General features: G+C 69.2%; 21 protein-coding genes. 12 read left to right on the plus strand and 9 right to left on the minus strand.

All coding sequences use genetic code 11. From position 1 onward, the window contains the following. Window positions 1–435: 435 nt before the first annotated feature. The gene (locus ACIBG8_RS01950; protein ID WP_397340562.1) at window positions 436–1,263 is read right to left on the minus strand and encodes an HpcH/HpaI aldolase/citrate lyase family protein; all 828 of its coding nucleotides are present in this window, start codon (window positions 1,261–1,263) and stop codon (window positions 436–438) included. After that, the gene (locus tag ACIBG8_RS01955) at window positions 1,260–2,447 is read right to left on the minus strand and encodes a CaiB/BaiF CoA transferase family protein (RefSeq protein WP_397343883.1); all 1,188 of its coding nucleotides are present in this window, start codon (window positions 2,445–2,447) and stop codon (window positions 1,260–1,262) included. The genes ACIBG8_RS01950 and ACIBG8_RS01955 overlap by 4 nt, the downstream gene beginning before the upstream one ends. Before the next feature lie 32 nt (window positions 2,448–2,479). Here ACIBG8_RS01955 and ACIBG8_RS01960 point away from each other — a divergent pair, with 32 nt between their 5' ends. Further along, a complete protein-coding gene (locus ACIBG8_RS01960) occupies window positions 2,480–3,097 on the plus strand; it encodes a GntR family transcriptional regulator (RefSeq protein ID WP_397340563.1) in 618 nt (205 codons plus the stop codon). A gap of 39 nt (window positions 3,098–3,136) precedes the next feature. Here the strand turns inward: ACIBG8_RS01960 and ACIBG8_RS01965 are convergent, their stop codons facing one another. The 5 genes from ACIBG8_RS01965 to ACIBG8_RS01985 form a co-directional block, all read right to left on the minus strand. Next, a complete protein-coding gene (locus tag ACIBG8_RS01965; protein ID WP_397340564.1) occupies window positions 3,137–3,352 on the minus strand; it encodes a hypothetical protein in 216 nt (71 codons plus the stop codon). A gap of 379 nt (window positions 3,353–3,731) precedes the next feature. Continuing rightward, window positions 3,732–4,547 (minus strand): class I SAM-dependent methyltransferase, encoded by an 816-nt coding sequence (locus tag ACIBG8_RS01970; protein ID WP_397340565.1) that lies wholly within the window; start codon window positions 4,545–4,547, stop codon window positions 3,732–3,734. A 332-nt stretch (window positions 4,548–4,879) separates the two neighbouring features. Continuing rightward, entirely contained in the window at window positions 4,880–5,740 is an 861-nt protein-coding gene (locus ACIBG8_RS01975; protein ID WP_397340566.1) for an ABC transporter permease, read from the minus strand. Further along, entirely contained in the window at window positions 5,737–7,293 is a 1,557-nt protein-coding gene (locus tag ACIBG8_RS01980) for an ABC transporter permease subunit (RefSeq protein ID WP_397340567.1), read from the minus strand. Before ACIBG8_RS01980 ends, ACIBG8_RS01975 begins: the two co-directional genes overlap by 4 nt. Continuing rightward, window positions 7,290–8,207 carry an ATP-binding cassette domain-containing protein gene (locus ACIBG8_RS01985; protein ID WP_397340568.1) on the minus strand — a complete coding sequence of 306 codons (918 nt, stop codon included), beginning with the start codon at window positions 8,205–8,207 and terminating at the stop codon, window positions 7,290–7,292. The genes ACIBG8_RS01980 and ACIBG8_RS01985 overlap by 4 nt, the downstream gene beginning before the upstream one ends. Before the next feature lie 134 nt (window positions 8,208–8,341). Between ACIBG8_RS01985 and ACIBG8_RS01990 the strand changes: the two genes are divergently transcribed. The 11 genes from ACIBG8_RS01990 (at window position 8,342) to ACIBG8_RS02040 (ending at window position 20,874) form a co-directional block, all read left to right on the plus strand. Next, window positions 8,342–10,108 (plus strand): sensor histidine kinase, encoded by a 1,767-nt coding sequence (locus ACIBG8_RS01990; protein WP_397340569.1) that lies wholly within the window; start codon window positions 8,342–8,344, stop codon window positions 10,106–10,108. A 167-nt stretch (window positions 10,109–10,275) separates the two neighbouring features. Then, complete coding sequence (locus ACIBG8_RS01995; protein ID WP_397340571.1) at window positions 10,276–10,926, plus strand: response regulator; 651 nt, start codon at window positions 10,276–10,278, stop codon at window positions 10,924–10,926. Between the two features lie 213 nt (window positions 10,927–11,139). Then, window positions 11,140–11,997, plus strand: coding sequence for a phosphotransferase (locus ACIBG8_RS02000; RefSeq protein ID WP_397340572.1), 858 nt, complete (start codon window positions 11,140–11,142; stop codon window positions 11,995–11,997). A 620-nt stretch (window positions 11,998–12,617) separates the two neighbouring features. Then, entirely contained in the window at window positions 12,618–13,757 is a 1,140-nt protein-coding gene (locus ACIBG8_RS02005) for an ABC transporter substrate-binding protein (protein ID WP_397340573.1), read from the plus strand. Beyond that, window positions 13,757–14,665: an inorganic phosphate transporter gene (locus tag ACIBG8_RS02010; RefSeq protein ID WP_397340574.1), complete on the plus strand. Its 909-nt coding sequence runs from the start codon at window positions 13,757–13,759 to the stop codon at window positions 14,663–14,665. Before ACIBG8_RS02005 ends, ACIBG8_RS02010 begins: the two co-directional genes overlap by 1 nt. 379 nt (window positions 14,666–15,044) lie before the next feature. After that, window positions 15,045–15,704: a DUF47 domain-containing protein gene (locus ACIBG8_RS02015; protein ID WP_397340576.1), complete on the plus strand. Its 660-nt coding sequence runs from the start codon at window positions 15,045–15,047 to the stop codon at window positions 15,702–15,704. A 62-nt stretch (window positions 15,705–15,766) separates the two neighbouring features. Further along, entirely contained in the window at window positions 15,767–17,596 is a 1,830-nt protein-coding gene (locus tag ACIBG8_RS02020; RefSeq protein WP_397340577.1) for an ABC transporter permease, read from the plus strand. Window positions 17,597–17,652: 56 nt separating this feature from the next. Next, window positions 17,653–18,603 carry an ABC transporter ATP-binding protein gene (locus tag ACIBG8_RS02025; RefSeq protein ID WP_397340578.1) on the plus strand — a complete coding sequence of 317 codons (951 nt, stop codon included), beginning with the start codon at window positions 17,653–17,655 and terminating at the stop codon, window positions 18,601–18,603. Next, complete coding sequence (locus ACIBG8_RS02030) at window positions 18,600–19,343, plus strand: HAD family hydrolase (protein WP_397340579.1); 744 nt, start codon at window positions 18,600–18,602, stop codon at window positions 19,341–19,343. The genes ACIBG8_RS02025 and ACIBG8_RS02030 overlap by 4 nt, the downstream gene beginning before the upstream one ends. Next, window positions 19,340–20,107, plus strand: a complete 768-nt coding sequence (locus tag ACIBG8_RS02035) for an inositol monophosphatase family protein (RefSeq protein ID WP_397340580.1) — start codon at window positions 19,340–19,342, stop codon at window positions 20,105–20,107. Before ACIBG8_RS02030 ends, ACIBG8_RS02035 begins: the two co-directional genes overlap by 4 nt. Then, window positions 20,104–20,874, plus strand: a complete 771-nt coding sequence (locus tag ACIBG8_RS02040; RefSeq protein WP_397340581.1) for an HAD family hydrolase — start codon at window positions 20,104–20,106, stop codon at window positions 20,872–20,874. The genes ACIBG8_RS02035 and ACIBG8_RS02040 overlap by 4 nt, the downstream gene beginning before the upstream one ends. On the opposite strand, the gene ACIBG8_RS02045 is transcribed toward ACIBG8_RS02040, so the two are convergent. Both ACIBG8_RS02045 and ACIBG8_RS02050 read right to left on the minus strand, forming a co-directional pair. Beyond that, window positions 20,863–21,498, minus strand: a complete 636-nt coding sequence (locus ACIBG8_RS02045) for a TetR/AcrR family transcriptional regulator (protein ID WP_397340582.1) — start codon at window positions 21,496–21,498, stop codon at window positions 20,863–20,865. The genes ACIBG8_RS02040 and ACIBG8_RS02045 overlap by 12 nt on opposite strands. A gap of 35 nt (window positions 21,499–21,533) precedes the next feature. After that, on the minus strand, window positions 21,534–22,766 hold the full coding sequence (locus tag ACIBG8_RS02050; protein ID WP_397340583.1) for a phytase: 1,233 nt from the start codon (window positions 22,764–22,766) through the stop codon (window positions 21,534–21,536). Window positions 22,767–22,828: the final 62 nt, after the last annotated feature.

The raw sequence follows: 22,828 nt of genomic DNA on the forward strand, positions 1-22,828 counted from the left end.
TGATCAGGTTAGCTGAGGTCAGAATGTCCTGACAAATATTCCACGCCGTATTTACGGCAACCCCCCGAACCACACACGCCATAACCCCACCCCAACCTCCCACACGCCCCCCATCAACGCCCCGCATCAACCTCGCGCGCGGCCCCGCGCCCAACCCCGCCCACACCCGCGCCAACCTCGAGCGGCCCCGCACCAACGCCCGCGCCGACCTCCCGCGCGGCCCCGCACCATCCTCGCGCCATCCCCAGGCGCGGTCCCGCACCATCCTCCGGCGCAGTCCCGCGCCGACCTCCCTCACGATCCCGCGCCAACGCCACATGCGCCAACCCTCGCGCGCGGCCCCACGCCCCACGCCGCCTGCTTCTATCCCCTTCACCTGCGCCCAACCTGCGCTCGCCTTGAGGCGCTTTTCCCTCTTGGTCGTGGTCTTGAAGGTCAGGCCTCGTCTGACAGCTCTTCAGCGAGCCGAAGAACAGCTTGCGCACGCGCGACAATAGGCGCGTCAACGAAGCGCCCATCAGCCAACGCCACAGCCCCCCGCCCAGAAGAAGCCCCCACAACCTCCCGAGCCCGAGCCACCTCCTCATCCGACGGCCGAAATGCCCGCCGAATCACCGGAATCTGCCGAGGATGAATAGCCGTCCGCCCAAACAACCCAAGCGCCCGCCCCCGCAAACACGACGCCGCCAACCCCTCGTCATCCCTGACGTTGGCATACACCGACATAGGCACCCCCGGAAGCCCAGCCGCAGCAGCCGCCACCACCGCCTGCATCCGCAGATAAGCGAACGCGAACTCATCGCTGATCCCCAGCTCAGCCGCCAGATCCTGCTCCCCGAGCGCGATCCCCGCCACCCGAGGATGCGCCGCGATCTCCTGCGCCCGCGCAACCCCCCGCGCCGACTCCAGCAACGCATAAGCCGACACAGGACGCCCAGCGAACACATCCACCAGCAGATCCAACGTGTGCGCCGCCTCCACCTTCGGCAACCGCACAGCATCCAGCCCCGGCGCATCCGCCAACGCCCGCAGATCCGCCATCCCCCGCGCCGTCGCCAGGTCATTCACCCGCACATGCACCGGAACCTTCCCAGCGCCGTCCTTCAAGAACGCGACGGCGTTACGAAGCGCCCGCTCCTTGTCAGCCTCGGCAACAGCATCCTCAAGGTCGATGATCACCACATCGGCCCCGGAATCGACCGCCTTGGAAAACCGTTCCGGCCGATCCCCAGGCACATAAAGCCAGGTCAACGGCGCACTCATGCCACCACCCCCGCCTCACGCAGCGCCGCGATCTGCTCCGCCGTACACCCCAGATCAGTCAGCACCTCATCGGTGTGCCGCCCCAGCGAAGGCCCAGTCCAACGCACCTCACCCGGAGTCTCAGACAGCCTGAACATGACATTCTGTACGGTCACCGACCCGAGCTCCTCGTCAGGCAGCTCCACAAACGTCCCGAGCGCCTCATACTGCGGATCCTTCGCGATGTCCGTCACGTCGTAGATAGGAGCGATCGCCGCCTGAGCCTCCTCGAACCGGGCGATCACCTCCGCAGCGTCCCGAGCCGCGATCCACGACCCGACCGCCTCGTCCAGTTCGTCCACATGCTGCACCCGCCCGTGCCCGCTGGAGAACCACGGCTGCGCGACCAGATCCGCGCGCCCGACCAGGGTGACGACGCGCTCGGCGATCGTCTGCGCGCTCGTCGAGATCGCCAGCCATCGCCCGTCCCGCGTGCGGTAGGTATTGCGCGGCGCGTTACTGCTCGACCGGTTACCGGTGCGCTGCGGCACCACACCGAGCGCCTTGTACGCGGTCATCTGCGGTCCGAGCAGCCCGAGGATCGGCTCGATGATCGCCATGTCGATCACCTGCCCCCTGCCCGTCTGCGCCCTGTCCTGAAGCGCGACCATGATCGCGTACGCCATGGCGAGACCGGCGATCCCGTCCGCCATAGCCAGCGGCGGCAACGTAGGCGGCCCGTCAGGCTGGCCGGTCATAGCGGCGAACCCACTCATCGCCTCAGCAAGCGTCCCGAACCCAGGCTGACCGGACATCGGCCCGAACTGCCCGAACCCCGTCATCCGCGCGACGATCAGCCGCGGATTGATCTCCAGCAACGCCTCAGGCGAAAGCCCCCACCGCTCCAGCGTCCCAGGCCGGAAGTTCTCCACCAGCACATCGGACCGCTCGGCCAGGCGACGCAGGAGATCCTGCCCCTCCTCGCGCGAGAGATCGATCGCCGCAGTCCGCTTGTTGCGCGACAACGTCTTCCACCACAGCCCCACCCCGTCCACCGACGCGCCATGCCCGCGCGAGGGGTCGCCGCGCCGGGGGTGCTCGATCTTGATCACATCGGCGCCGAAGTCGCCCAGCATCATCGCGGCCGACGGACCGGCGAACAGCGTAGCGGCGTCGATCACCCGGATATCGGCAAGAGGTCCCATAGTCATATAACTTATAAGAAGTGCAGACACCTATGAGCAAAGCCGACTACGTGTACGGCGTGCTGCTCGACGAGATCCGCTCAGCGCGCATTCCTGGGGGTACGGCGCTGCGAGCGGCAGCAGTGGCGCAGCGCCTCGGCGTGTCGGTAACCCCCGTGCGCGAGGCGTTGCGACGCCTGGAGAAGGACCGCTTGATCAGCTACGAGCCGCACCACGGGGCGACCGTGGTCGATCTGCACGACGACGCGCTGGCCGAGTTCTACGGCGTGCGCGCCGTACTGGAGGGTTTGGGCGCCCGCCTGGCCGCGACCAGAATCACTCCGGCAGAGCTGACCAACCTCCGCACCCTGCACGAGGAGATGACCACAGCCGCCGCACCGGACCGAGCCGAACTGAGCCGTGCTTTCCACCAACGCATCGTCGACATCGGCGGCCCAGCATTCCTGAGCGCCCATGTCCGCGCCGTCCGAGCCACCTTCCCCGTCCCCCCAGGCGCCTCACTGTGGCTGGACGACGAGGTAGCTGCCGAGCAGCTGGCCGCCCACGCCCAAATCCTGGACGCATTGGAACAGAACGACCCCGAAACAGCCGAACGCGCCATGATCAACCACATCCAGGCCGCCGCCACCCACCGCACAACCCGCCAGTGACCCGATGCCGGGGACATCAACGATCACATGTCGGATCCGCTAGACCCGACGAGGCGCGACAACAAGCAAGAGGCACCCGATGGCAGCCAACCCAAGATTCGCCACAACCTCATACCCCTGAAAAACCTCAAACCGCTCAACGACCAGACGGTTGAACAGGTTGAGCACCACCCCCATGAACGGCTGCCCAACCAACTGATCAATAGCCCCACTCACGCCCAGAAGAACCAACACAATCCCCAGCAGTCGTCTCATATCCCCAAGCTAGAGACCCCCACCCACCCCAGCCGACCGCCAAAAGTACCGCCCCCACCAACTTCGGTCTAACCCCACCCCCACACCCGCCCCACCCCGCAAGGCCGACGCCCGCCACCACCCCGCGAGGCTCACACCTGCCACGCCTCGCGAGGTCGACGCCCGCCAACCCGTGATGCCCCACGCCCTCGAAATCCTCACGTCGCCACACCACGCCCGCCCCACGTTTGTGCCTTATGTGTGGGTCATGCCCCCGTCATCCCGCGCCCCGTATGCGCCCGCCCATCCCCCGCGCTCGTCACGCAGTAGGGCTGGTGTGTGGCCAGCGTGAGCGTGATGGGCTCAGCAGGTAGGTGACGAGTTCAGCGGGTAGTCGGATCTAGCGGGTAGCCGTGGCGTAGCGGACTTGTTGCGGTAGCCGTAGGCGCCCGTCCGGCTCGCGAAGTCGCTCTGCCGCCGCCCTCGCGGCAACTCCCGCCCTCTCCCGGTCCGCAGCCGGGATGCCGTCCATCATCCCTCGATACCCGCTGGCCCACATGTACCGCCACCACTCGTCCGGATCCGCCAGCCAGATGTCGAACGGCTCATCCACCACCAACACCTCACCGAACCCAGCACCCTCCAACAACCCAGCCAATCCCGAAGCCGGATCCAGCGGACTCGCCACCTCGACGCCCTTCGACGGTATGTACGACGAGAGCACCCGCCGCACCTCGCCCCACCCCTCACCAAACGTCGCCGCGTAGATGGTCGCCCCGAACCGCCCACCCGGCCGCAACAACTCCGCGTACGCCCGAAGCGCAGCAAGAGGATCCGGCAGCAGCCGCAACACGAACCCAGACACCACCACGTCGAACGAACCAGCCGGAAAGTCGGGCGCCTGCGCATCGCCAACCACGACCTGCACATTCGCCAATCCCTGCCCTCCATCCGGTGTCCGGGCTTGAGCCTGAGCCCCCACGAGGGCAACCATCGCCGGACTCAGATCCACCCCGATCACCTCCCCGCTGGGCCCCACCAGGTCGGCGGCAGGAAAGAGGCAGGCACCCCGACCACACCCGGCATCGAGCACACGATCACCCGCCCGCAGGCCGACCAGGTTGACCAGCTCACGCCCGTTGGCCTCGTAGAACGCAGGCCCGACCTGGTCGTAGTCGGCCGCTACTTCCTCGTAGATCCTCAGCACTCTCGACATGAACCCGACTCTAGGCCGACTCACGCACCCCCGACCCACGTCAACGGAAGAGCACCCAACCCTCAGGCCGTGGCCCTCCGCTGCTCCTTCCAACCACGAGCGATGGTCGGTGCCGGACGTGCATCCAGCGTCAGCAGTTTCTCGAGCGATGGGCCTCCTGCGCCGAGCCCACGGCTTCGCCCAGCAACTGGCGATGACGTTCATCCCCGCGTCGGGAAACGGATCAGCGGGGCAGTGCTGGATGCGCTCGTGTGATGAGGACCGGCCACGGCGATGCTGATGGGCGGCGCTGACGGTTGAGGTTGTTGACGGGTGGGCCACCCGGTAATGGGTCAGGTGTCGCGATGGCGTAGCAGGAGGGTGCCGCCCAGTAAGGCGGCTAAGGTCCAGGCGGTGAGTACTCCCAGGCCCGCCCAAGGACTCAACGGCAGCTTGGATGCGTCGGTAGTGGCCTGGATGGCGAGGCCCGAACTCATCGGTGAGACCTTCCACACCAGCCGCTCCCACTCCGGGTTCTTGATCAGTAGTTGCAGGACCGACGGCAGGTAGAGCAGCCCCAGCACCGCGCCGATCGCCGCGGCCGAGTCGCGGATGACAGCGGCGACACCGATGCTGAGCAGGGCGATCAGCGCCAGGTAGAGGATCGAGCCAACGGTCGCGCGCAGGGTCGCGCCGTCGGTCAAGGACAGTAGGGGGAAGCCGTTGCCAGGCAGGATGAGGCGGCCCGCCTGCAAGGACGCCAGAACGCCGATGGTTCCCGCGACGACGGTGAGGCCGGTGATCAGAACCGCCTTGGACGCGAGGACGATGCCGCGACGAGGCATCGCGGTGAGGGTGGTGTGGATCATGCCTGTGGTGTACTCACCGGTGATCGCCAGCACGGCCAGGATGGTGACCAGCACCTGGCCCGCTTGCACGCCGAAGAGGCTGATCCTGGCAGCGTCCTGGGTGCAACCTGTAGGTGCGCAGGTCATGACGGCAGCGGCCGTAACACTCGCTCCCACGGTGATGGCGATCAGACCGAGAAGTAGCCACCCGAGGCCTGGCTGGGTGCGTAGTTTGGTCCATTCGGCGTGCAGGTGTCGTTTCGCCTGACCTTCTGAGAAGGGCGAGGTGGGCTCGGCTGCAACAGAGGATTTCGTGCCTGCAGTGTTGTGTGGCACGCCTGGCGGCTGGGATGCGAGGTCGTTCATACGTCGCTCCTGCGGAGGCGGAGGGTCGCGAGGGTCAGTGCCAGCCCTGCATATGCGCACGCCACAGCCAGACCGCCCCACGGTGGCAGCGGGTAGTAGCCCGTCGCCGGCGCATAGGGCCCGAGCACGTGGGCGTACTCGGGGATGCTCTGCAGTACGGCGAAGCCGGCAGCCGGGGTGATCCTGGTCAGCCACTGCGACGCCCCAGTGGGCAGCAGGGAGACCGTCGCCAGCGTGTACGGCAGGACGATCAGCACGATGGCCGCCGTCACCCCCACCACGCTCCGCCTGAACAGCGCGCCCAGCCCCAGAGACAGGACCGCGAAGGCGGCCAGCAGCGCCGCGAACCCGACGATGACCCGCACCTCGGTGAACGCGGACACAGGGCTGACGAGGGTGCCTTTCGACAGCATGATCGACTTGCCCAACGGTACGGTCACCCCGGCTCCGATCAGCCCGGCGGCGAAGGCGGCCAGTCCGATCACGACGGCCTTGGCCACGAGTGCCCGGCCGCGCCGCGGGCTGGCGAGCAGGGTGGTCCTGATCAGGCCGCGCCGGTATTCGACGGTGACGAACATGGCCGCCACCACGATCACCATGATCAGCCCGACGACGGCGCCGGTCAGCGTGAACTCCACGCGCACGCCGCCGTCCTCCATCGCGGGAGCCATGTCGCCGACCCCGGTCAGGGTGAACGTGTCGCCGGACTGGACGAGCCCACCGGGGTGATGCGGGGTCTTGCCGTCGAGTTCCATCTCGACGCCGACATCGTCGCGCGCCCACGTGCCACCGCTGACGCCACCCTGCACGCCGACCTGGTCGAAGACGGCGCTGACCTCGGCGAAGCGCCCGGCGGACGAGGTCGCGCCGAGGACGCTCTGCGTCACCGTCAGGTCGCCAGGGGAGGCGGCGAACATCCCTATCTCCACGGTCTGCGGCAATCCGGCGAGGGTGACCGTACTGACCTTGGTCCATTGGGCGCCGTCGGGTGACTCGTAGCCGGTCAGCGTCGCACCGGAGCGCACCAGGCGGAGCCAGCGGGGCAGCGCGCCGGCGGATCCGGCGGTGTCCTCGGTGAAGTTGTGTTGCATCCGCACGCCGTGCTTGGCCGTGACCATCACGGCCGCGTAGGCGGCGCCCTGGCGGACGCCGTTCTTGACCATGAGACCGGCCTTGGCCCACGGGACGATGCCGGGAATCAGGCCCTCAGGATCGGGGCGGCGGATTCGCCCCGACATGGAGGAGATGTGCGCTGTGATGGCGCCGTCGCCCGTCAGTGAGCGATGGACGAAGTAGAACCTGTCGGTCACGGCCTCGCCGCCCGGGCCCGTGGGCGCGGCGGGGCAGGGAACCTCGACCGGGCCCTTGCTGCAGGTCATGGTGTTGCCCGTCGCGGTCATGACGCCGAGCAGGATGATGGTCAGGGCGGCGGCCGACAGGGTGATCACCCAGCCGCGCACCGTCCTGAACTTGGTCCACTCGGCGCGCACCAGATGGGAGAACCTGTCACGCGTCGGGCGAACCGCGGAGCGGTAGGGGGCGACGGCGGTCATCCTGTCACCCCGTGGAACTCGACGGCGTCCCTGGTGAGATCCATGTAAGCGGCCTCCAGCGTGGCGCGGTGGGCGGAGACTTCGGAGAACGGCACGCCTTGCTCGCCCAGCAGCTTGACGATCTCTTCCGAGGGCACTCCAGAGACCGTGATCGACTCGCGGTCCGTCACGGTCACGACGGCACCGACACGGGCGAGAGCCTCCATGGCTTCCACGCGCGCGGTCGTGCGCAACGTGACCCGGTCACCGGACGCGGCGGCGATCAGCTCGGCCACGCTGGTGTCCGCGATGACCCGGCCGCGCCCGACCACCACCAGGTGGCCGGCCGTACCTTCCAGCTCGCTCATCAGATGACTGGAGACCAGTACGGCACGCCCCTCGGTGGCCAGCGAGCGCAGAAAGCCGCGCATCCACAGAATCCCGTCGGGATCGAGGCCGTTGAACGGCTCGTCGAGCATGAGGACGGGCGGGTCGCCGAGCAGCGCGACCGCGATGCCGAGCCGCTGGCGCATGCCGAGCGAGAAGCCGCCCGCCCTGCGCCTGGCCGCTGTCCCTAACCCGACCAGCTCGATCACCTCGTCCACCCGGGAGGCGCCGATGCCCTGGGAGTGGGCGAGCCAGAGGAGATGGTTGCGCGCCGTACGGCTGGGCTGGAGCGCCGCCGCGTCGAGCAGCGCGCCGACGTGGCTCAGTGGGGTTTTCAGGCTCCTGTACGGTCGCCCGCCCACGAGCGCGCGGCCCGCGTCGGGCGCGTCCAAACCCAGGATCACCCGCATCGTGGTGGATTTGCCCGCCCCGTTGGGGCCCACGAAACCGGTGACCTGGCCGGGCGTGACGGTGAAGGCCATGCCGTCCAGTGCGAGCGTGCGGCCGAAGCGCTTGCGCACCGCGTCTACCTCGATGGTTGCCTGCATGTCGGGAAGGCTAGGCCGTGCGCGGGCGCCGGGTCGTCGCCCTGCGGAGCCATCTTTCGCGTAGCTGGCGTCAGCTACTCGGGGTCCCTCCTGTGAGGGATGTATGAGCCGTCCTCGGCGGCCACAATGGTCGCGTGCATCGAGCGTGGGCAGGGTGGTGGCGCGGGCTTGTCATGGGCAGGCACGCGCCCCTGGTAGTAGGTGTGGGGCTGGCGGTCGCGGCGGTCGCCGAGGCCGTCGTGCACGCGCTGCGCGCACCGCAGGCGGGGACGCAGGACGGGCCGCTGTTCCTGCTGGTGTTCGCGCTGCTCGGGCTGGCCACGACGCTGCCATTGGCACTGATCCGCGCGCAGACCGCGGTCGCCGCTGTGGTGATCTTCGCGGCGATCGTGGTGTCGCTCGTGGCGTTCCAGACGCTCACCGTGGCGGGGGTGGGGGCGCAGCTGGTCTCTGGCTATGTGCTCGGCCGGACGGGGTCGCAGCGGCTCGCCGTACTGGTGTCCGTGCCCTTTCTGGTGCTGGCTCCGGTGGTGGCATTGGACGGTGCGGGCGTGAGTTCCACCGTGCCGTATACCGGTGGTCAGGGCGCTGGCGTGGAGCAGGACGACCCCGGCTTGGGAACGGGCCTGCTGTCTGTGGGGCAGGCGGGCGCGAGCGCTGGTACGGCTCAGCGGGAGCCTGGATCGGCGGGGTCGGCTGGTCCGGGTTCCAGGGCGATTGGGCCGGTTGTCGGGGAGCCGTCGGGTTCCGAAGAGGGGCCGCTGGTGTCGGGGGATGGGATGCGGCTGCTCATGCTGCTCCTGGCGTGCTTGGCCCCGGCCGCGGCCTTTGCGGGGATTGCTCAGCGGGCGCGGGGTGAGGCCAGGGAGAACAGCGCCGCCACCCAGGTCATCGCGGGCACCCTGCTCGAGCACACCGCGCGGGGGGAGCGGGCGCGTATCGCGCGGGAGCTGCATGATGTCGTGGCGCACCACATTTCGATGGTCGCGGTGCAGGCGGAGACGGCGCGGCTGGCCGTACCCGGGATGCCTCCGGAGGGGGCGGAACGGCTGTCCGCGATCGGGGACACCGCGCGCGCGGCGCTGACGGAGATGCGGCGGCTGCTTGGCGTGCTGCGGGAAGACGCTTCGGGGGCGGAGCTCGAACCGCAGCCCGGGCTGCGGTTAAGGGAGCTGAACGACCTGCTGGACGAGTCGCGTGAGGCTTCGGGGAGCGCGGTGCGGCTCATCCTGCGCGGGGTGCCCGTGGTGCTCGACCCGGGGGTGGAGCTGGCCGCGCACCGGATCGTGCAGGAGGCGCTCACGAACGCGCGGCGACACGCTCCGGGGGCGGCGGTGGATGTGGAGCTGCATTACACGGGCGAAGAACTACACCTACTCATCCGCGACAACGGGCCAGGACCTGTGGCGACGGCGGTGGAGGGTGGTCGGCGTGATCGGGTGGCGGGGGGTCGCGGGGTGACGGGTAGGCCCGAGTGGGGCGTGGGGTCGGCTGGCATACGTGAGCAGGCGGTGGAGGGTGATGGATCGGCTGGCATACGCGAGCAGGCGGTGGAGCGTGATGGATCGGGTGGCATGCGCGAGCGGGCCGTGGAGGGTGATGGATCGGGTGGCGTGCGCGAGCGGGTGGCGGACGGTCGGGCATGGACCGGTGAGCCGGATCGCGTGGTGGAGGGGCATGGGCTGACCGGCATGCGGGAGCGGGCCGGGGCAGTGGGCGGCAGGCTGCGCGCTGGGGCGGCGGAGGGCGGCGGCTTCATGATCGAGGCGATCCTGCCGGGAACCACGTCCTTACCAGGTGCCATGCGCACGCGGGAAACTACGCGCGGGTCGGAAGCGCCGCGTGGGTCGGAAGCGCCGCGTGGGTCGGAAGCGCCGCCGCCGCGGGAGGCCGCGTTGTGAGTGAGCGTGCTCGTGAGAAGACTCGGGCCGTCAGAGGATGGCGAGCGGGCGGCGGGCCTCGGGTAGCGAGTGGACGTAGCGTGCGGATGGTGAAGGTGGCCCGGGGTGGTTTCGGGTGTGGTTGACGAGGGTGCTGGACGGCGGTGAGGGGTGGGGTGAGCGCTGCGGTGCGCATCGTCGTGGCCGACGATCATCTGGTGGTCCGTACGGGGTTCGCTGAGTTGCTGGGCACGCAGGCGGACTTCGATGTCGTGGGGACCGCGGCTGATGGGGTGGAGGCGGTACGGCTGTGCCGGGAATTGGCGCCGGATGTCGTGCTGATGGATGTGCGGATGCCGGGGATGAACGGGATCGAGGCGACCCGGCAGCTCGCCGGTGGGCCGCGGGTGTTGATCCTTACTACGTTTGATCTGGATGAATACATCTATGATGCGCTGCGGGCCGGGGCGAGTGGGTTTCTGCTGAAGGACGTTACGGCTGAGCGGTTGTTCGAGGCGGTGCGGGTGATCGCGGTGGGGGAGGCGTTGCTGGCGCCTACGGTTACTCGGCGGTTGATCAGTGAGTTCGCTGCTCTTCGTCCGGCTTCGGTGCCTTCGGCTGAGCTTGAGGCGCTCACGCCGCGTGAGACGCAGGTGCTGCGGCTGGTGGCTGAGGGGTTGTCGAATCCGGAGATCGCCGTTCGGCTGTCGGTGACGGAGGAGACGGTGAAGACGCATGTGAGCAGGGTGCTGAACAAGCTGGGGCTGCGGGACCGTACGCAGGCGGTGGTCACGGCGTACGAGTCTGGTCTGGTAGTTCCTCGGGCTCGGCGGGGGTGACGCGGGGGCTTCAGGGGGCGGCGGGGGTGACGCGAGGGCTTCAGGGGCGGCGGGGTAGCTCGGGGTTGGAGCACATGAGTCCGGGCCGATGGCCATGCAGTCTCTGGACGGCGGCGATGGGAAGTTCTGGCAGGTGGCCAAGGAAATCACTCGATCATGCCTGTGTGCCGCAGTACGGTCTGACACTCGGTCGGATTGAAGAGGGGAATTGCTTTGAGCTCCGCCACCTATGTCGAACCGCCTGAATCTGGGCCCGAGATCGCGCTGGTCGGCGGTGATGTCACCGAGGGCGTCGTGCGCGTCGGTGACACGGTGCGGCGGCCGGTCGGCTTCAACGCTTCGCTCGTCCATGCCCTGCTCCGCCACCTGGAGATGGTCGGCTTCGAGGGTGCACCGAGATTTCTCGGCATCGACGCGGCCGGGCGTGAGGTGCTGACGTTCGTCACCGGCGAGGTGGCCGGACAGCCGAGGCCCGCGTGGATCGCCGACGAGGGGCGGTTGGCTTCGGTCGGTCGTCTCGTCCGGGCCTACGATGACGCGGCCGCCGGTTTCGTCCTTCCCGATGGGGTGCGGCCTTTCATGGGGCTCGGCGAGATCACCGTGCCGCCGGACATGCCGCCCGCACCGCCCTACCCGGTCGAGTTGGTCGGGCACATGGACTTCACGCCTGACAACATCGTGTTCCGGGACGGCGAGGCCGTTGCGCTCATCGACTTCGACATGGCCAAGCCGGTCTCCAGGGTGGACGAGGTGTGCAACGCGATGCTCTCTTGGGCTCCGCTGGTTGATCCCGTCGACGCTGATCCGCTGCTACAGGGCGTCGATGTGCCGCGCCGTTGCCGGATCCTCGCGGACGCCTACGGGATGACGGATACGGATCGTTCCCGGCTCGTCGAGGTGGCCGTGATGCGGTCAAGGCGGGCGTGGTTCTCGATGAAGCAGATCGCCGAGACGCAGGGCGGGGGTTGGGCGCGGATGTGGCAGGAGGGCGCCGGCGATGAGATCAAGCGGCAGGAGGCGTGGCTGGAACGAAACGCCGCAGCGATCGAAACCGCGTTGACCGCTCCGTAGGGGTTGCTTCGCGACCGGGGCAACGGCGATCTCATCGGCATCGGGTAAGTCGTTTCACAAACCCGGTGACACCGTTCCCCGGAAGAGGCCTCCCCCGCTGGTCGGCGAGTGGACCCCTGCCAGCCACCCGCCGTGTCGGGCGACCCAGCGAGAGCTATTGACGGCTGCGTGGATCAGGTTGGCCGACCAGGGAGCCTCGTGTCCGTCCGCAGGGGGATGAGGACCGTTTGCCAAGGGACGGGCTTGCGGCTGCGTGGCAATGGGTTGGCCGGGGACGGGCTTGCGGCTGTGTAGCAATGGGTTGGCCGGGGACGGGTTTGTGCTGTGTGGCGAGGGGTCGGCCAGGGGTGGGTTTGCGGCTGTGTGGCGAGGGGTCGGCCAGGGGTGGGTTTGCGGCTGTGTGGCGAGGGGTCGGCCAGGGGTGGGCTAGCGGCTGCGTGGCGAGGGGGTGGGTTTGTGCTGCTTTGTAAGAGGTTGGGCGTGGGGTTGGGCAGCGAAACACGGGTCCTGACAAGGTGTCTTCTGTTCATCTCAAGGTCAGTATGTCTTGACATATGTTCATAGATTGTTCATTCTCGGTTCATCTCGGTCGGGGCCTGATGTTCTGAAGGAGTCGCGCCATGCGCATCCCGCTCGCCGTACTGACCACTACCGTCCTGGCCGTCGCCGCATGTGCGCCCTCGGGGAGCGGTCAGGCTCCAGCGCCGGTCGCGGTCCCTCAAGCGTCCAAGGACGGCGCCTTCGATCTCGACAAGCTCATCGCAGCCGCCAAAGCCGAAGGCAGCGTCACCGTCTACGACTCCAGCGGCGACATCGAGGACGTGGCCAAGGCGTTCACCGCGAAATACGGCATCCCCATGGAGGGCGTGAAGTCGGATTCGCCGGAGACTGCGGAGAAGATGACGCGGGAGCATGCGGCTGACAATGTGACCATCGACGCCACCATGTACGAGGACGGCGGCGTGCTTGTCGGTCAGCTGCTGCCTCAGCAGATCGTCAGCACGTGGATCCCGGCTGACCTGGCTGCGCAGATTCCGGCGGAGAACCAGAACCCGCTGCTCGCGCTGTCCAAGGCGACGATCTTCGCCTACAACACGAAGTTGTCGCCGAATGGGTGTCCTGTGAAGAATGTCTGGGATCTCACCGAGCCTGAGTGGCGGGGCAAGGTGGTCATGCAGGATCCGCTCGGCAAGCCGACCGTGCTGTCGTTCTTCACGCAGCTCAAGGCGCATGGCGAAACAGCGCTGGCGGCGGCCTATCAGGCCAAGTACGGCAAGGCCGTACAGAATGCGGCTGATGAGTGGATCAAGCGGCTGGCCGCCAACCAGCCGGTTCTCACGGGGTCGGATGAGGATATTTCGGGGGCTGTCGGGGCTCCTGCTGCCAAGGACGTGAAGATCGGGTTCATGTCGATCTCCAAGTTCCGCAACAACCAGGAGAAGGGTTACGCCCAGGCGGCCTGTACGGGGATGCAGCCGTTCACTGGCTTCAGCTATCCGAAATATGCGGCTATCGCGGGTAAGACGAAGCACCCCAATGCCGCCAAGCTGTTCGTGCACTTCATCATGACCGAAGAGGGTGTCAAGCACGAGATCGCCGAGGGCGGCATCTCGGGCAACAGCAGCATCAAGCCCCTCGTCACCCCCGAGGGGCTGAACGACTGGGCCAAGGACCTCTTCCAGACCGACCCGGCCAGCCTCCTGGCCGATTTCCAGAACCGGCAGACCGTGTCGGACTTCTGGCGCGTCAACCACGGGTGATGGCGTGGGCCGTCACCCTTGCCTTCGTCCTCGTGTGCGGCGCCAACGACGGCGCGGCGCTCGTCGCCCTCGCGCTGCGCTTCCCCGGCTCGCGGGCCTGGCTGATCCTTCCAGCGGCGCTGGTGTGCGGGCCGCCGCTCATCGGGTACGGCGTGGCCGAGGCGTTCACCCGGCGGCTGGCCACGCTGGACGGGCCCGCGCCGTTCCTGGCCGGGGCGGCTGCGGCGCTGGTCGTGGTGATCGCGTTGACCCGGCTCGGGCTGCCGACCAGCCTGACGCTCGCGCTGATCGGTGGAATCAGCGGGGCGGCGCTCGGGGCGGGGCTTCCTGTCTCGTGGCCAGGGGTTCTGGGAGTGCTCGGTGCGGGGGTGGCGGCGCCGGTTGTCGGGCTTGTGCTGGGTTATCTCATCGGGGCTGGTTCGCGGCGGATGCCTGGTGCGCCGTCATTGGTGTACGGCCTGCATGTGCTCGCCTATGGGGCGCAGTGTGCGGCTTATGCGATCAACGATGGGCAGAAGATGTTCGCGGTGGTCGGTATGGCGCTCGGACCGGGGACTTCTGCGCTTGGGCCCGGGTGGCTGGTGCTGGTGGCTGCCGTGTTCTGCGTGGGGGCGCTGGGGAGTTTGTGGCGGGTGGGGGATCGGCTCGGGCGGGGGTTGGCGTTGTTGCGTCCTTTGCACATCGCCTCTGCGGAGACGGCTGCGGCTGCTGCGGTGCTGGGGAGTTCGGCGCTCGGGAGTCCGGTGAGCATGACGCAGTCGCTGTCGGCGGGGGCTGTGGGGGCTGCGGCGAGCGATGGGGCGCGTCGGGTGCGGTGGCCTGGGGTGCTCAACCTGGCGCTCGCTTGGCTGCTCACCCTCCCCACCGCCGCCGCTTTGGGCGCCCTGGCAGGCCTGGCGGTACGGTGACCCGCCGTTGTGGGGTGCGAGCACGTACGGTGACCCGCCAGCAGGGAACGCCGACGTGGCCCTGCCGCCCAAAAGGCCCGACGGCGATCCGGGCCCTGCGCCCCACGGGTCGAGTGCCTGTCCGGGCAGTGGACCGAAAGGTCCGGGCCGCGATCTGGACCGTCCGCCCTATGGTCCGGGCCGCGATCTCTGCCGTCCGCCTTGAGGGGCGGGCCGCGATCGGGGTCGTCCGTCCTAAGGGGCGGGCGTCGGTCTGGGCTGTCCGTCCTAAGGGGTGGCCGGTGGTCAGAGGGGCTCGTCCCACAGGTAGGGCCAGCCGTACCAAAGGTCAGGCAGGGCGTGAAGTGAATGGGATTCGGTTGTTTGCGCAGGTGGCGGCGTGAGGAGGTTGGCCGGAAGTGGACGCCTCCGCAGGGCCCTCGACGACTTGCGCGGCAGGTCCGCGCCACGCATCGTGGAACTGGTGCGAGCGCAGATCTCCGTGGCCAGGGCGGGAGCCGTACTCGCGGGACAGGCCGCCTCCGGCCAGACCGACCGGGCGGTGGCCAGGGCGCGCATGGCCGAGATCGAGCACGAGGGCGACCGCGCCCGCGCCGACCTGGTGCGGGCCCTGCGCGGCGTGCTGGCCACGCCGATCGACCGCGAGGACCTCTACCGCCTGTCCCGCTCCATCGACGACGTGCTCGACCACCTGCGCGACTACGTCAGGGAAAGCGACCTGTTCCAGCCGCGCAGCCAGGGCGAGGACACGCGGGCAGTCCTCAGGGCGATAGGAGACGGGCTCGACGCGCTGGACGCCGCCGTCCTGATGATCCTCGACGACCCGGGCGGCGTCACCGTCGCGGTGCTGACCGCGCGCAAGGCGTGCAGCAGGGTCCGCCAGCACTACCAGGCAGGGCTGGCCGAGCTGTTCAACGGCGCGTTCGAGATGGACGCGCTGCGCGGACGCGAGCTGCTCGCCCGTCTGGACGCGGTCGGCCGCAGGCTCGGCGAGGCCGCCGACGCCCTGGCCGACGCGATGCTCAAAAGAAGCCACTGACCCAGCGAAGACGAGCCACTGACCCAGTGAAACGCACAGGAACCGATCATGGGAGTAGCGGAATGACGACGGTGACCGACCGGCCACCCGCCCCGCCGGCGCGAAGGCGCAGGCTGCTCTACCGCTTACGCGTCCTGCGCCACGAACCCACCGCGGCCATGGGACTCATCCTGGTCGTGATCCTCCTCTACCTGGTCGTGGCCCCCCTGTTCGCGGTCATCTCCGACGCCTTCCGCGTGCAGTTCGGCGACCAGGTGCACGCCATGCAGCAGCCCGGCGAGTGGACCGGCTACTACCTGTGGCGCGTCTTCCGCTCCCAGATCAGCGGCCTGCTCTTCTGGGAGCCCCTGCTCAACACCGTCGTCGTCGCCCTGGGCACGGTCCTGTTCGCGCTGGTCGTCGGCGGCGGTACGGCGTTGCTGGTCACCAGGACCAACCTCCCGTTCCGCAAGTTCCTGGCGGGCGCGCTGGTCGTGCCGTACATGCTGCCGTCCTGGACGTTCTCGCTGGCCTGGCTGACGCTGTTCAAGAACGAGCGGGCGGGTGGCGAGGCCGGGGTGCTGCAGGCGGCCGGGATCCGCACCCCCGACGGCCTGGCCTACGGCGCGGTGCCGATCATCTTCACCCTCGGCCTGCACTACTACCCGTTCGTGTTCCTCCTGGTCGGCAACGCGTTGCGGCGCATCGACTCCCAGCTCGAGGACTCCGCCCGCATCCTCGGCGCAGGACGCGCGACGGTGCTGAGGCGCATCACCGCGCCGCTCATGCTGCCCGCGCTGTCCAGCGCGGTGCTGCTGGTGGTGGGGCGGGTGCTGGGCACGTTCGGCACGCCGTACATCCTCGGGCTGCCCGCCGACTACCGGGTGCTGTCCACCGGGCTCTACCAGTCGATCAGGGACAGGAGCACCGGCGTGGCGTCCGTGCTGGCCACCGTCATCGTGATCATCGGGGTGCTGGTGGTCGTGGGCGACATGCGGCTGATGCGGGAGCAGCGCAGGTTCGTCACCGTCGGCGGCAAGGGCGCCATGGACCGGCTGGCCGACCTGCGCGGGTGGCGCTGGCCCGCGGCCATAACGGCCGGGATGGTCCTGCTGGTCAGCGTCGTGGTGCCGGTGCTCACGCTGGCGCTGTCCACGGTCATGCGCACGCCTGGCGTGTGGCGGGCCGACAACTTCACCCTCGACTTCTGGCTGGCCGACAGCCTGCCGGGCGCGGTCGGGTTCCCGCACGGCGTGCTGCGCGGGAGCGAGTTGTGGAACGCCGCCTGGAACAGCCTGGCCATCGTCGGCAGCGCCGCGCTGATCTGCGGGGTGGTCGGGCTGCTCGTCGGATATGTGGTGGTCAGGGGTACGGCGCCGCGGATGGGAGCGTTCCTGCGCCAGGTGTCGTTCCTGCCCTACCTGATCCCCGGGATCGCGTTCGCCGCCGCCTCGCTGTCGCTGTTCGCCGTGGCGCGCGGCCCGATGCCTGCGTTGTACGGCACGACCATCCTGCTGGTCATGGTGATGGCCGTGACGCATTTGCCGTACTCCTCCCGCTCGGGCATCGCCGCGATGATGCAGCTCGGCCGCGAGCCGGAGGAGGCCGCGCAGATCTGCGGCGCGTCGTGGTGGTCGCGCATGCGGCTGATCGTCTTCCCCATCCAGAAGGGCGCGCTGGTCACCGGGGTGGTGCTGCCGTTCATCTCCGGGCTGAAGGAGCTGAGCATCGTCATCATGCTCACCACGACCGGCACCCAGCTGTTGACCACCCTGTCCATCAACCTCGTCGACTACGGCTACACGCAGCTCGCCAACGCGGTCGTCCTCATGATCGCCGCGGTGTCGTTCACGATGACCTACCTCGCGCAACGGCTGACCAAGAGCAGCCTCGCCTCGGGTCTTGGAGGATAGAGATGCCCGACATCTCCTTAAAAGGTGTGGCCAAGAGTTACGGCTCGGGTTATGCCGTGAAAAATCTGGATCTGGTGATTCCGGACGGCGCCTTCATGTGCCTGCTGGGACCCTCGGGATGCGGCAAGACCACCACCCTGCGCATGATCGCCGGTCTGGAGCAGCCGACGGCCGGCACGATCGCCGTCGGCGACCGGGTGCTCGACTCCGTGGAGCAGGGTCTCTACGTGCCGCCGGAGAAGCGGCAGATGGGGCTGGTCTTCCAGAACTACGCGCTCTGGCCGCACCTGACCGTGCGCGGCAACACCGAGTTCGGCCTGCGCATGCGCAAGGTCCCCGCGCCGGAACGGCGGGCCAGGGCGGAGGCGGCGCTGAAGATGGTCCACGTCGAGGACGCCATGGACCGCTACCCCTCCCAGCTTTCCGGCGGCCAGCAGCAGCGCGTCGCGCTGGCCCGCATGCTCGCCGTCAACCCCTCGGTGCTGCTGCTCGACGAACCCTTGTCCAACCTCGACGCCAGGCTGCGGCTGGAGATGCGCGCAGAGCTGAAGCGCATCCACGAGGAGTCCGGAGCGACGATCGTGTTCGTCACGCACGACCAACTGGAGGCGATGACGATGGCGACCGACGTGGCGGTCATGGAGGCGGGCGTGCTCCAGCAACTCGCCTCGCCCATGGAGATGTACGCCCGCCCGGCCAACCGGTTCGTCGCCGAGTTCGTCGGCAGCCCGCCGATGAACCTCATCCCCGGCCCGCCGGGCACGATCGGCATCAGACCGGAGGCGCTGAGGATCGGCGATCCACCGGACGACGCCTGGCAGCACGACGCGCTGGTCGAGGCGGTGCTGCCCGCCGGGTCGTCGTGGACGTTGCGGCTGCGGGTGGGCGACGAGGAGCTGTTCGCCCTCACCTACGCGCCGCCGTCCGCCGGCCAGGGCGACGTGGTGAGGTTGTGGGCGCCGCGCAAGGAGCTGCACCTCTTCGACGCGGAAGGCAGGCGCGTGTGAAGGCGCTCCTGCTCGACTTCGGCGGCGTGCTCGTCCAGACCGTCAAACGGCCGACCTGGGCCGCCGAGCTGGCCAAGGACGTGCACGCCCGGCTGGTGAACGCCGGGTTCGACGGCCTGTCCGCGCAGGAGGTGGAGCTCGACCTGCGCGCGGGGGTCGCCGCCGACCGGTGCTGGAAGGACGCCATGTCCAGGCCCTACGCGCCGGAGGAGATGACGCACCGGCGGTTCTGGGGCGACTTCGTGGCGGCCGACTGGCCGCGGGCGCCCAGGGAGCTGGTGATGGCCGAGGCCACGGCGCTGTGCAAGCTCATGGGGGAGTTGCGCCAGGACCGCGAGGTACGGCCGGGCATCACGGAACTCCTGGCTGCCTGCCGTACGTCGGGGATCGTCGTGGGGGTGGTGAGCAACGCGCTGAGCGGCGCCGTGCACCGCGACTTCATGACCGCGCACGGCCTGGAGGTGGCCGTGCAGGTCTACAGCGACGAGGTGGGCGTCAGGAAACCCAACCCGGAGATGATCTGGATCGCCACTCGCGCCCTCGGCGTCGACCCGGCCGAGGCCTGGTACGTCGGCGACAACTACGACAGGGACGTCGTGTGCGGGGCGCGCGCCGGGGTCGGCGCCACGATCCTCATGCGCTCCAAGAGCACGGACAAGGTGCCGTACGAAGTGCGCCAACGCCCCGACGCGATCGTCGACGACGGGTTCGGGCTCATCACACTGCTGGAGGAAGCGTGACAGACGACCTGACCGCGATCGCCTCGGAGGCCGCGCGGGCGGTGGGTGACCGGCTGCGCAAGGCGTTCAGGTCGCGGCCGCCGGTCGATCTCAAGCGCGACTTCCACGACCCGGTGACCGAGCACGACAGGGCGGCCGAGGAGACGATCCGCGAGGTGATCACCTCGTCCTGCCCCGGCAGCGTGATCGTGGGGGAGGAAGGTGGCGTCCAGGGTTCCGGCGCGGTGACCTGGTATGTCGACCCCATCGACGGCACCGCCAACTTCGCCGCCGGGCTGCCGTTCTTCTGCGTGTCCATCGCCGCTGCGGTCGACGGCGAGCTGGTCGCCGGGGTGGTCTACGACCCGGTGCGCGAGGACGAGTTCACCGCCTCGCCGACCGGCGCGTGGTGCAACGGCGTGCCGCTGCGCAGCGCCGGAGCCACCCGCGACCGCGAGGCGATGCTGCTGACCAGCTACCCGACGCCGCGCGTGCTGGCCGCAGAGGGGGAGAAGGTGCTGCTGCGCTACGGCAAGCTGCTGACCTCCTTCGCCGCCGTCCGCCGCCCGGGGAGCGCGGCGCTCAAGCTGGCGCACGTGGCGGCCGGGTGGGCCGACGTCGCCTACGGTCAGTCGGTCAGTTCGTGGGACGTGGCGGCCGGAGCCCTGCTCGTACGGCAGGCCGGCGGCGTGTACGTCGGAGACCCCCTGGAGGGCGGCGACTACCTGGCGCACGTCGCCGGGTTCGACCTGGCCGCCTCCTCGCTGGCCGAGGTGCGCCGGTGATCGGGTGGATCGTCACCGACCTGGACGGCACGCTCGTCGGCCGCGACCTGCTCATGGTGGACCGCAGCAGGCAGGCCCTGCTGCGGTTCGCCGCGTCCGGCGGCCGGGTGGTGATCGCGACCGGCCGCAGCGAGCGGTCGGCGCGGCGCTACTACGACGAGCTGGGGCTGTCCGGCGCGGCGATCCTCTACAACGGCGCCAGGACGGTGGACCTGCGCGCGGACACCGTGCTCGACGCGCGCTGCCTGCCGTCCGCCGCCTGGCCCGCCGTGGTGTCCGGGCTGCCCGAGGGCGTCTTCCCCGTGGCGTTCTGCAACGGGGAGGCGCTGGTCGTGGACGAGGTGCCCGAGCTGCGCGAGTACGCCAGGCGCGACGGCATCACGCTGCACGCGGTGTCCGGGTGGGACGTGGTGCCCGCAGCGCACGTCACCAAGGTGATGCTCATCGGCGCGGTCGAAGGCTGGGCGCCGCCCGCGCCCGAGGGGACCACGCTGGTGCGCTCCGAGGCCACCTACCTGGAGGTCCTGCCGGAAGGGGCCACCAAGGGAGCCGCGCTCCGCGCGCTCACCGAGGCCTGCGGGGTGCCGCTGAACCAGGTGGCCGCGATCGGCGACAACCCCAACGACCTCGACATGCTGGCCGCCGCCGGGCTGGGCGTGGCGGTGGGTGACGGCCACGCGGACGTGCGCGCCGCCGCCGACCTCATCGTGGGCCCCTGCGCCACCGGGGCCGTCGCCGACCTCGTGGACCACCTCTTAGGACGATGACCACCGCTGCCTGAGCTCGGCCTCCGTGGGGGCCGGGCCGGGCAGCTCCGACGTGCCCGGCGGCATGTGCAGGGCGTCGAGCAGCAGGGCCAGATAGCGGTGACGCAGCTGCACGATGCGGTCCTCGTCGCCCAGCTTGATCGAGGCCAGCTGCTCGAAGATCACGGATATGTCCTCCATGGTGACGCCCGGCCGGATCACCCCCGCTGCGGACACCCGGGCGAACAGCTCGGCGCCGAGCATGCCCGAGCGGGTCGCGTCCTGGTAGAGCTCCTCGGTGGGCTGGAACGTGCCGGCCAGGGCGATGGTCAGCGAGTTCGTGTCGTAGTCCACGACGTCCTTCATGAACTGGGCGAAAGCCTCCCAGGGGTCGCCGGTCGAGGCCAGGGCCCGCTCCGCCGCCACGATGTACAGCTTCAGCCCGTCGCCGCACAGCTTCTGCAGCAGCGCCTCCTTGCTGCCGTAGCGGCGATACAGTGCGCTGATCCCCACCCCGGCCTTGTCGGCCACGGCGGAGATCGGCGCACTGGGATCGGCGGTGAAGACCGCCCTGGCGGCGGCGAGGATCAGTTCGTCGTTGCGCGCGGCCTGGGCCTTGCGTCCGCTCATCGGTGCAGCTGTCATGTTCCTAGCATACATGCAGAACAGAAAATTCCGTTCTACGAATCCAGGTCGAGCGGGTCGGCCACGTCGTCCCAGTCCACGAACTTGAAGCCGGTGCTCTCCCGGTCGCCGTCCGCCGGGGTGTTCACGCCGTCGTGCACGACCAGCAGCCCGTCGGGGAACCGGTCGCCCAGCCCCACGCTGGTGACCATGGAGCCGTCGCTCACCTCGGCGCCGTCCACCCGGCCTGGACCGACCCTGAACTGCCCGAGATAGGCGTTGCGCCCCTCCCGCTCGTAGACGGCGAAGGTGTCGTCGCCCTGGCTGGAGGCCAGCAGGTAGCCGTCGCCATCGTCACCGTAGTAGATCGTCAGGCCCTCGGCATCGGCGGCCAGATGCCTGCCGCCGAACCCGCGGTCGGGGCCCGGCGTGCACTCCTCGGTGGCCGGGTCGAAGACGTCCTGCCTGCCGTACTCCTTGACCTTGTCCATCAGGACCGGCGTGCCGGTGAGGTCGGCGCGCAGGCGCCAGACGCCGACGTCCTCCTGTGCGGCGTAGAGCACGTCCCGGTCGCCGTCCACGACCATGCCCTCGATCTGCGGCTGCACGCCCGGCTCGTCGCACGGCTGCCAGGAGGTGCCGTCGGGCAGGGTGAAGCTGGAGGGCAGGTCGAGGGTGCGCACGCGGGTGTAGCCGACCTTGCCGCCCGCGGTCGCGGTGAGCTTCAGCAGGCCGAGCGAGGTGGTGTGCCGCCTGCTGACCAGGGCGAACGTGCCCGCACTGTCCTGCCACGTGGCCAGGCCGTAGGCGGTCTCGGCCTCGTTGACCTCCTGCTGGGTGGTGTTGAAGACGTACGGCACGGCCGCGTCGGTGACGTCGGTCAGCCGGTCGCCGATCGCGTAGAAGCGCACCTGGTCGCGTCCCCGGTCGGAGACGACGGCCAGGTCGACCTTGGCGCCGGTCGACAGGCGGAAGCCGTAGACCAGGTCGACGTTGTTGAAGCGGCCCGGCTCGTCGTCCGGGCCGGGCGGCGCAGGCGCGGGCAGGTGCTGGCGCTCGGCGCCGTCGAGCCCGTACACGTACAGGCCGCCCTCCTTCGCCGTCGCGACGACCAGGCTCTTGGACCTGCGGGTGGGGTGGATCCAGATGGCGGGGTCGTCGCCGTTGGCGTTGCCGCCCTGGGCGTCGTCGTACAGGGCGGGCGTCTCGACGGTGGCGGTGACGGTGGCCACGTCGTCGGCCTGTGCGGAGGGGAGCAGCAGGGTCAGTGCGAGTAAGAAGGGTCGCATGAGGCCAACATAACCTCTAGATGTCAGGACATAAAGACGAAATCCAATTGTAAGTCAGTATG

It is taken from the genome of Nonomuraea sp. NPDC050556 (genome assembly GCF_044457355.1).
In the GTDB taxonomy this organism is placed as follows: Bacteria; Actinomycetota; Actinomycetes; order Streptosporangiales; family Streptosporangiaceae; genus Nonomuraea.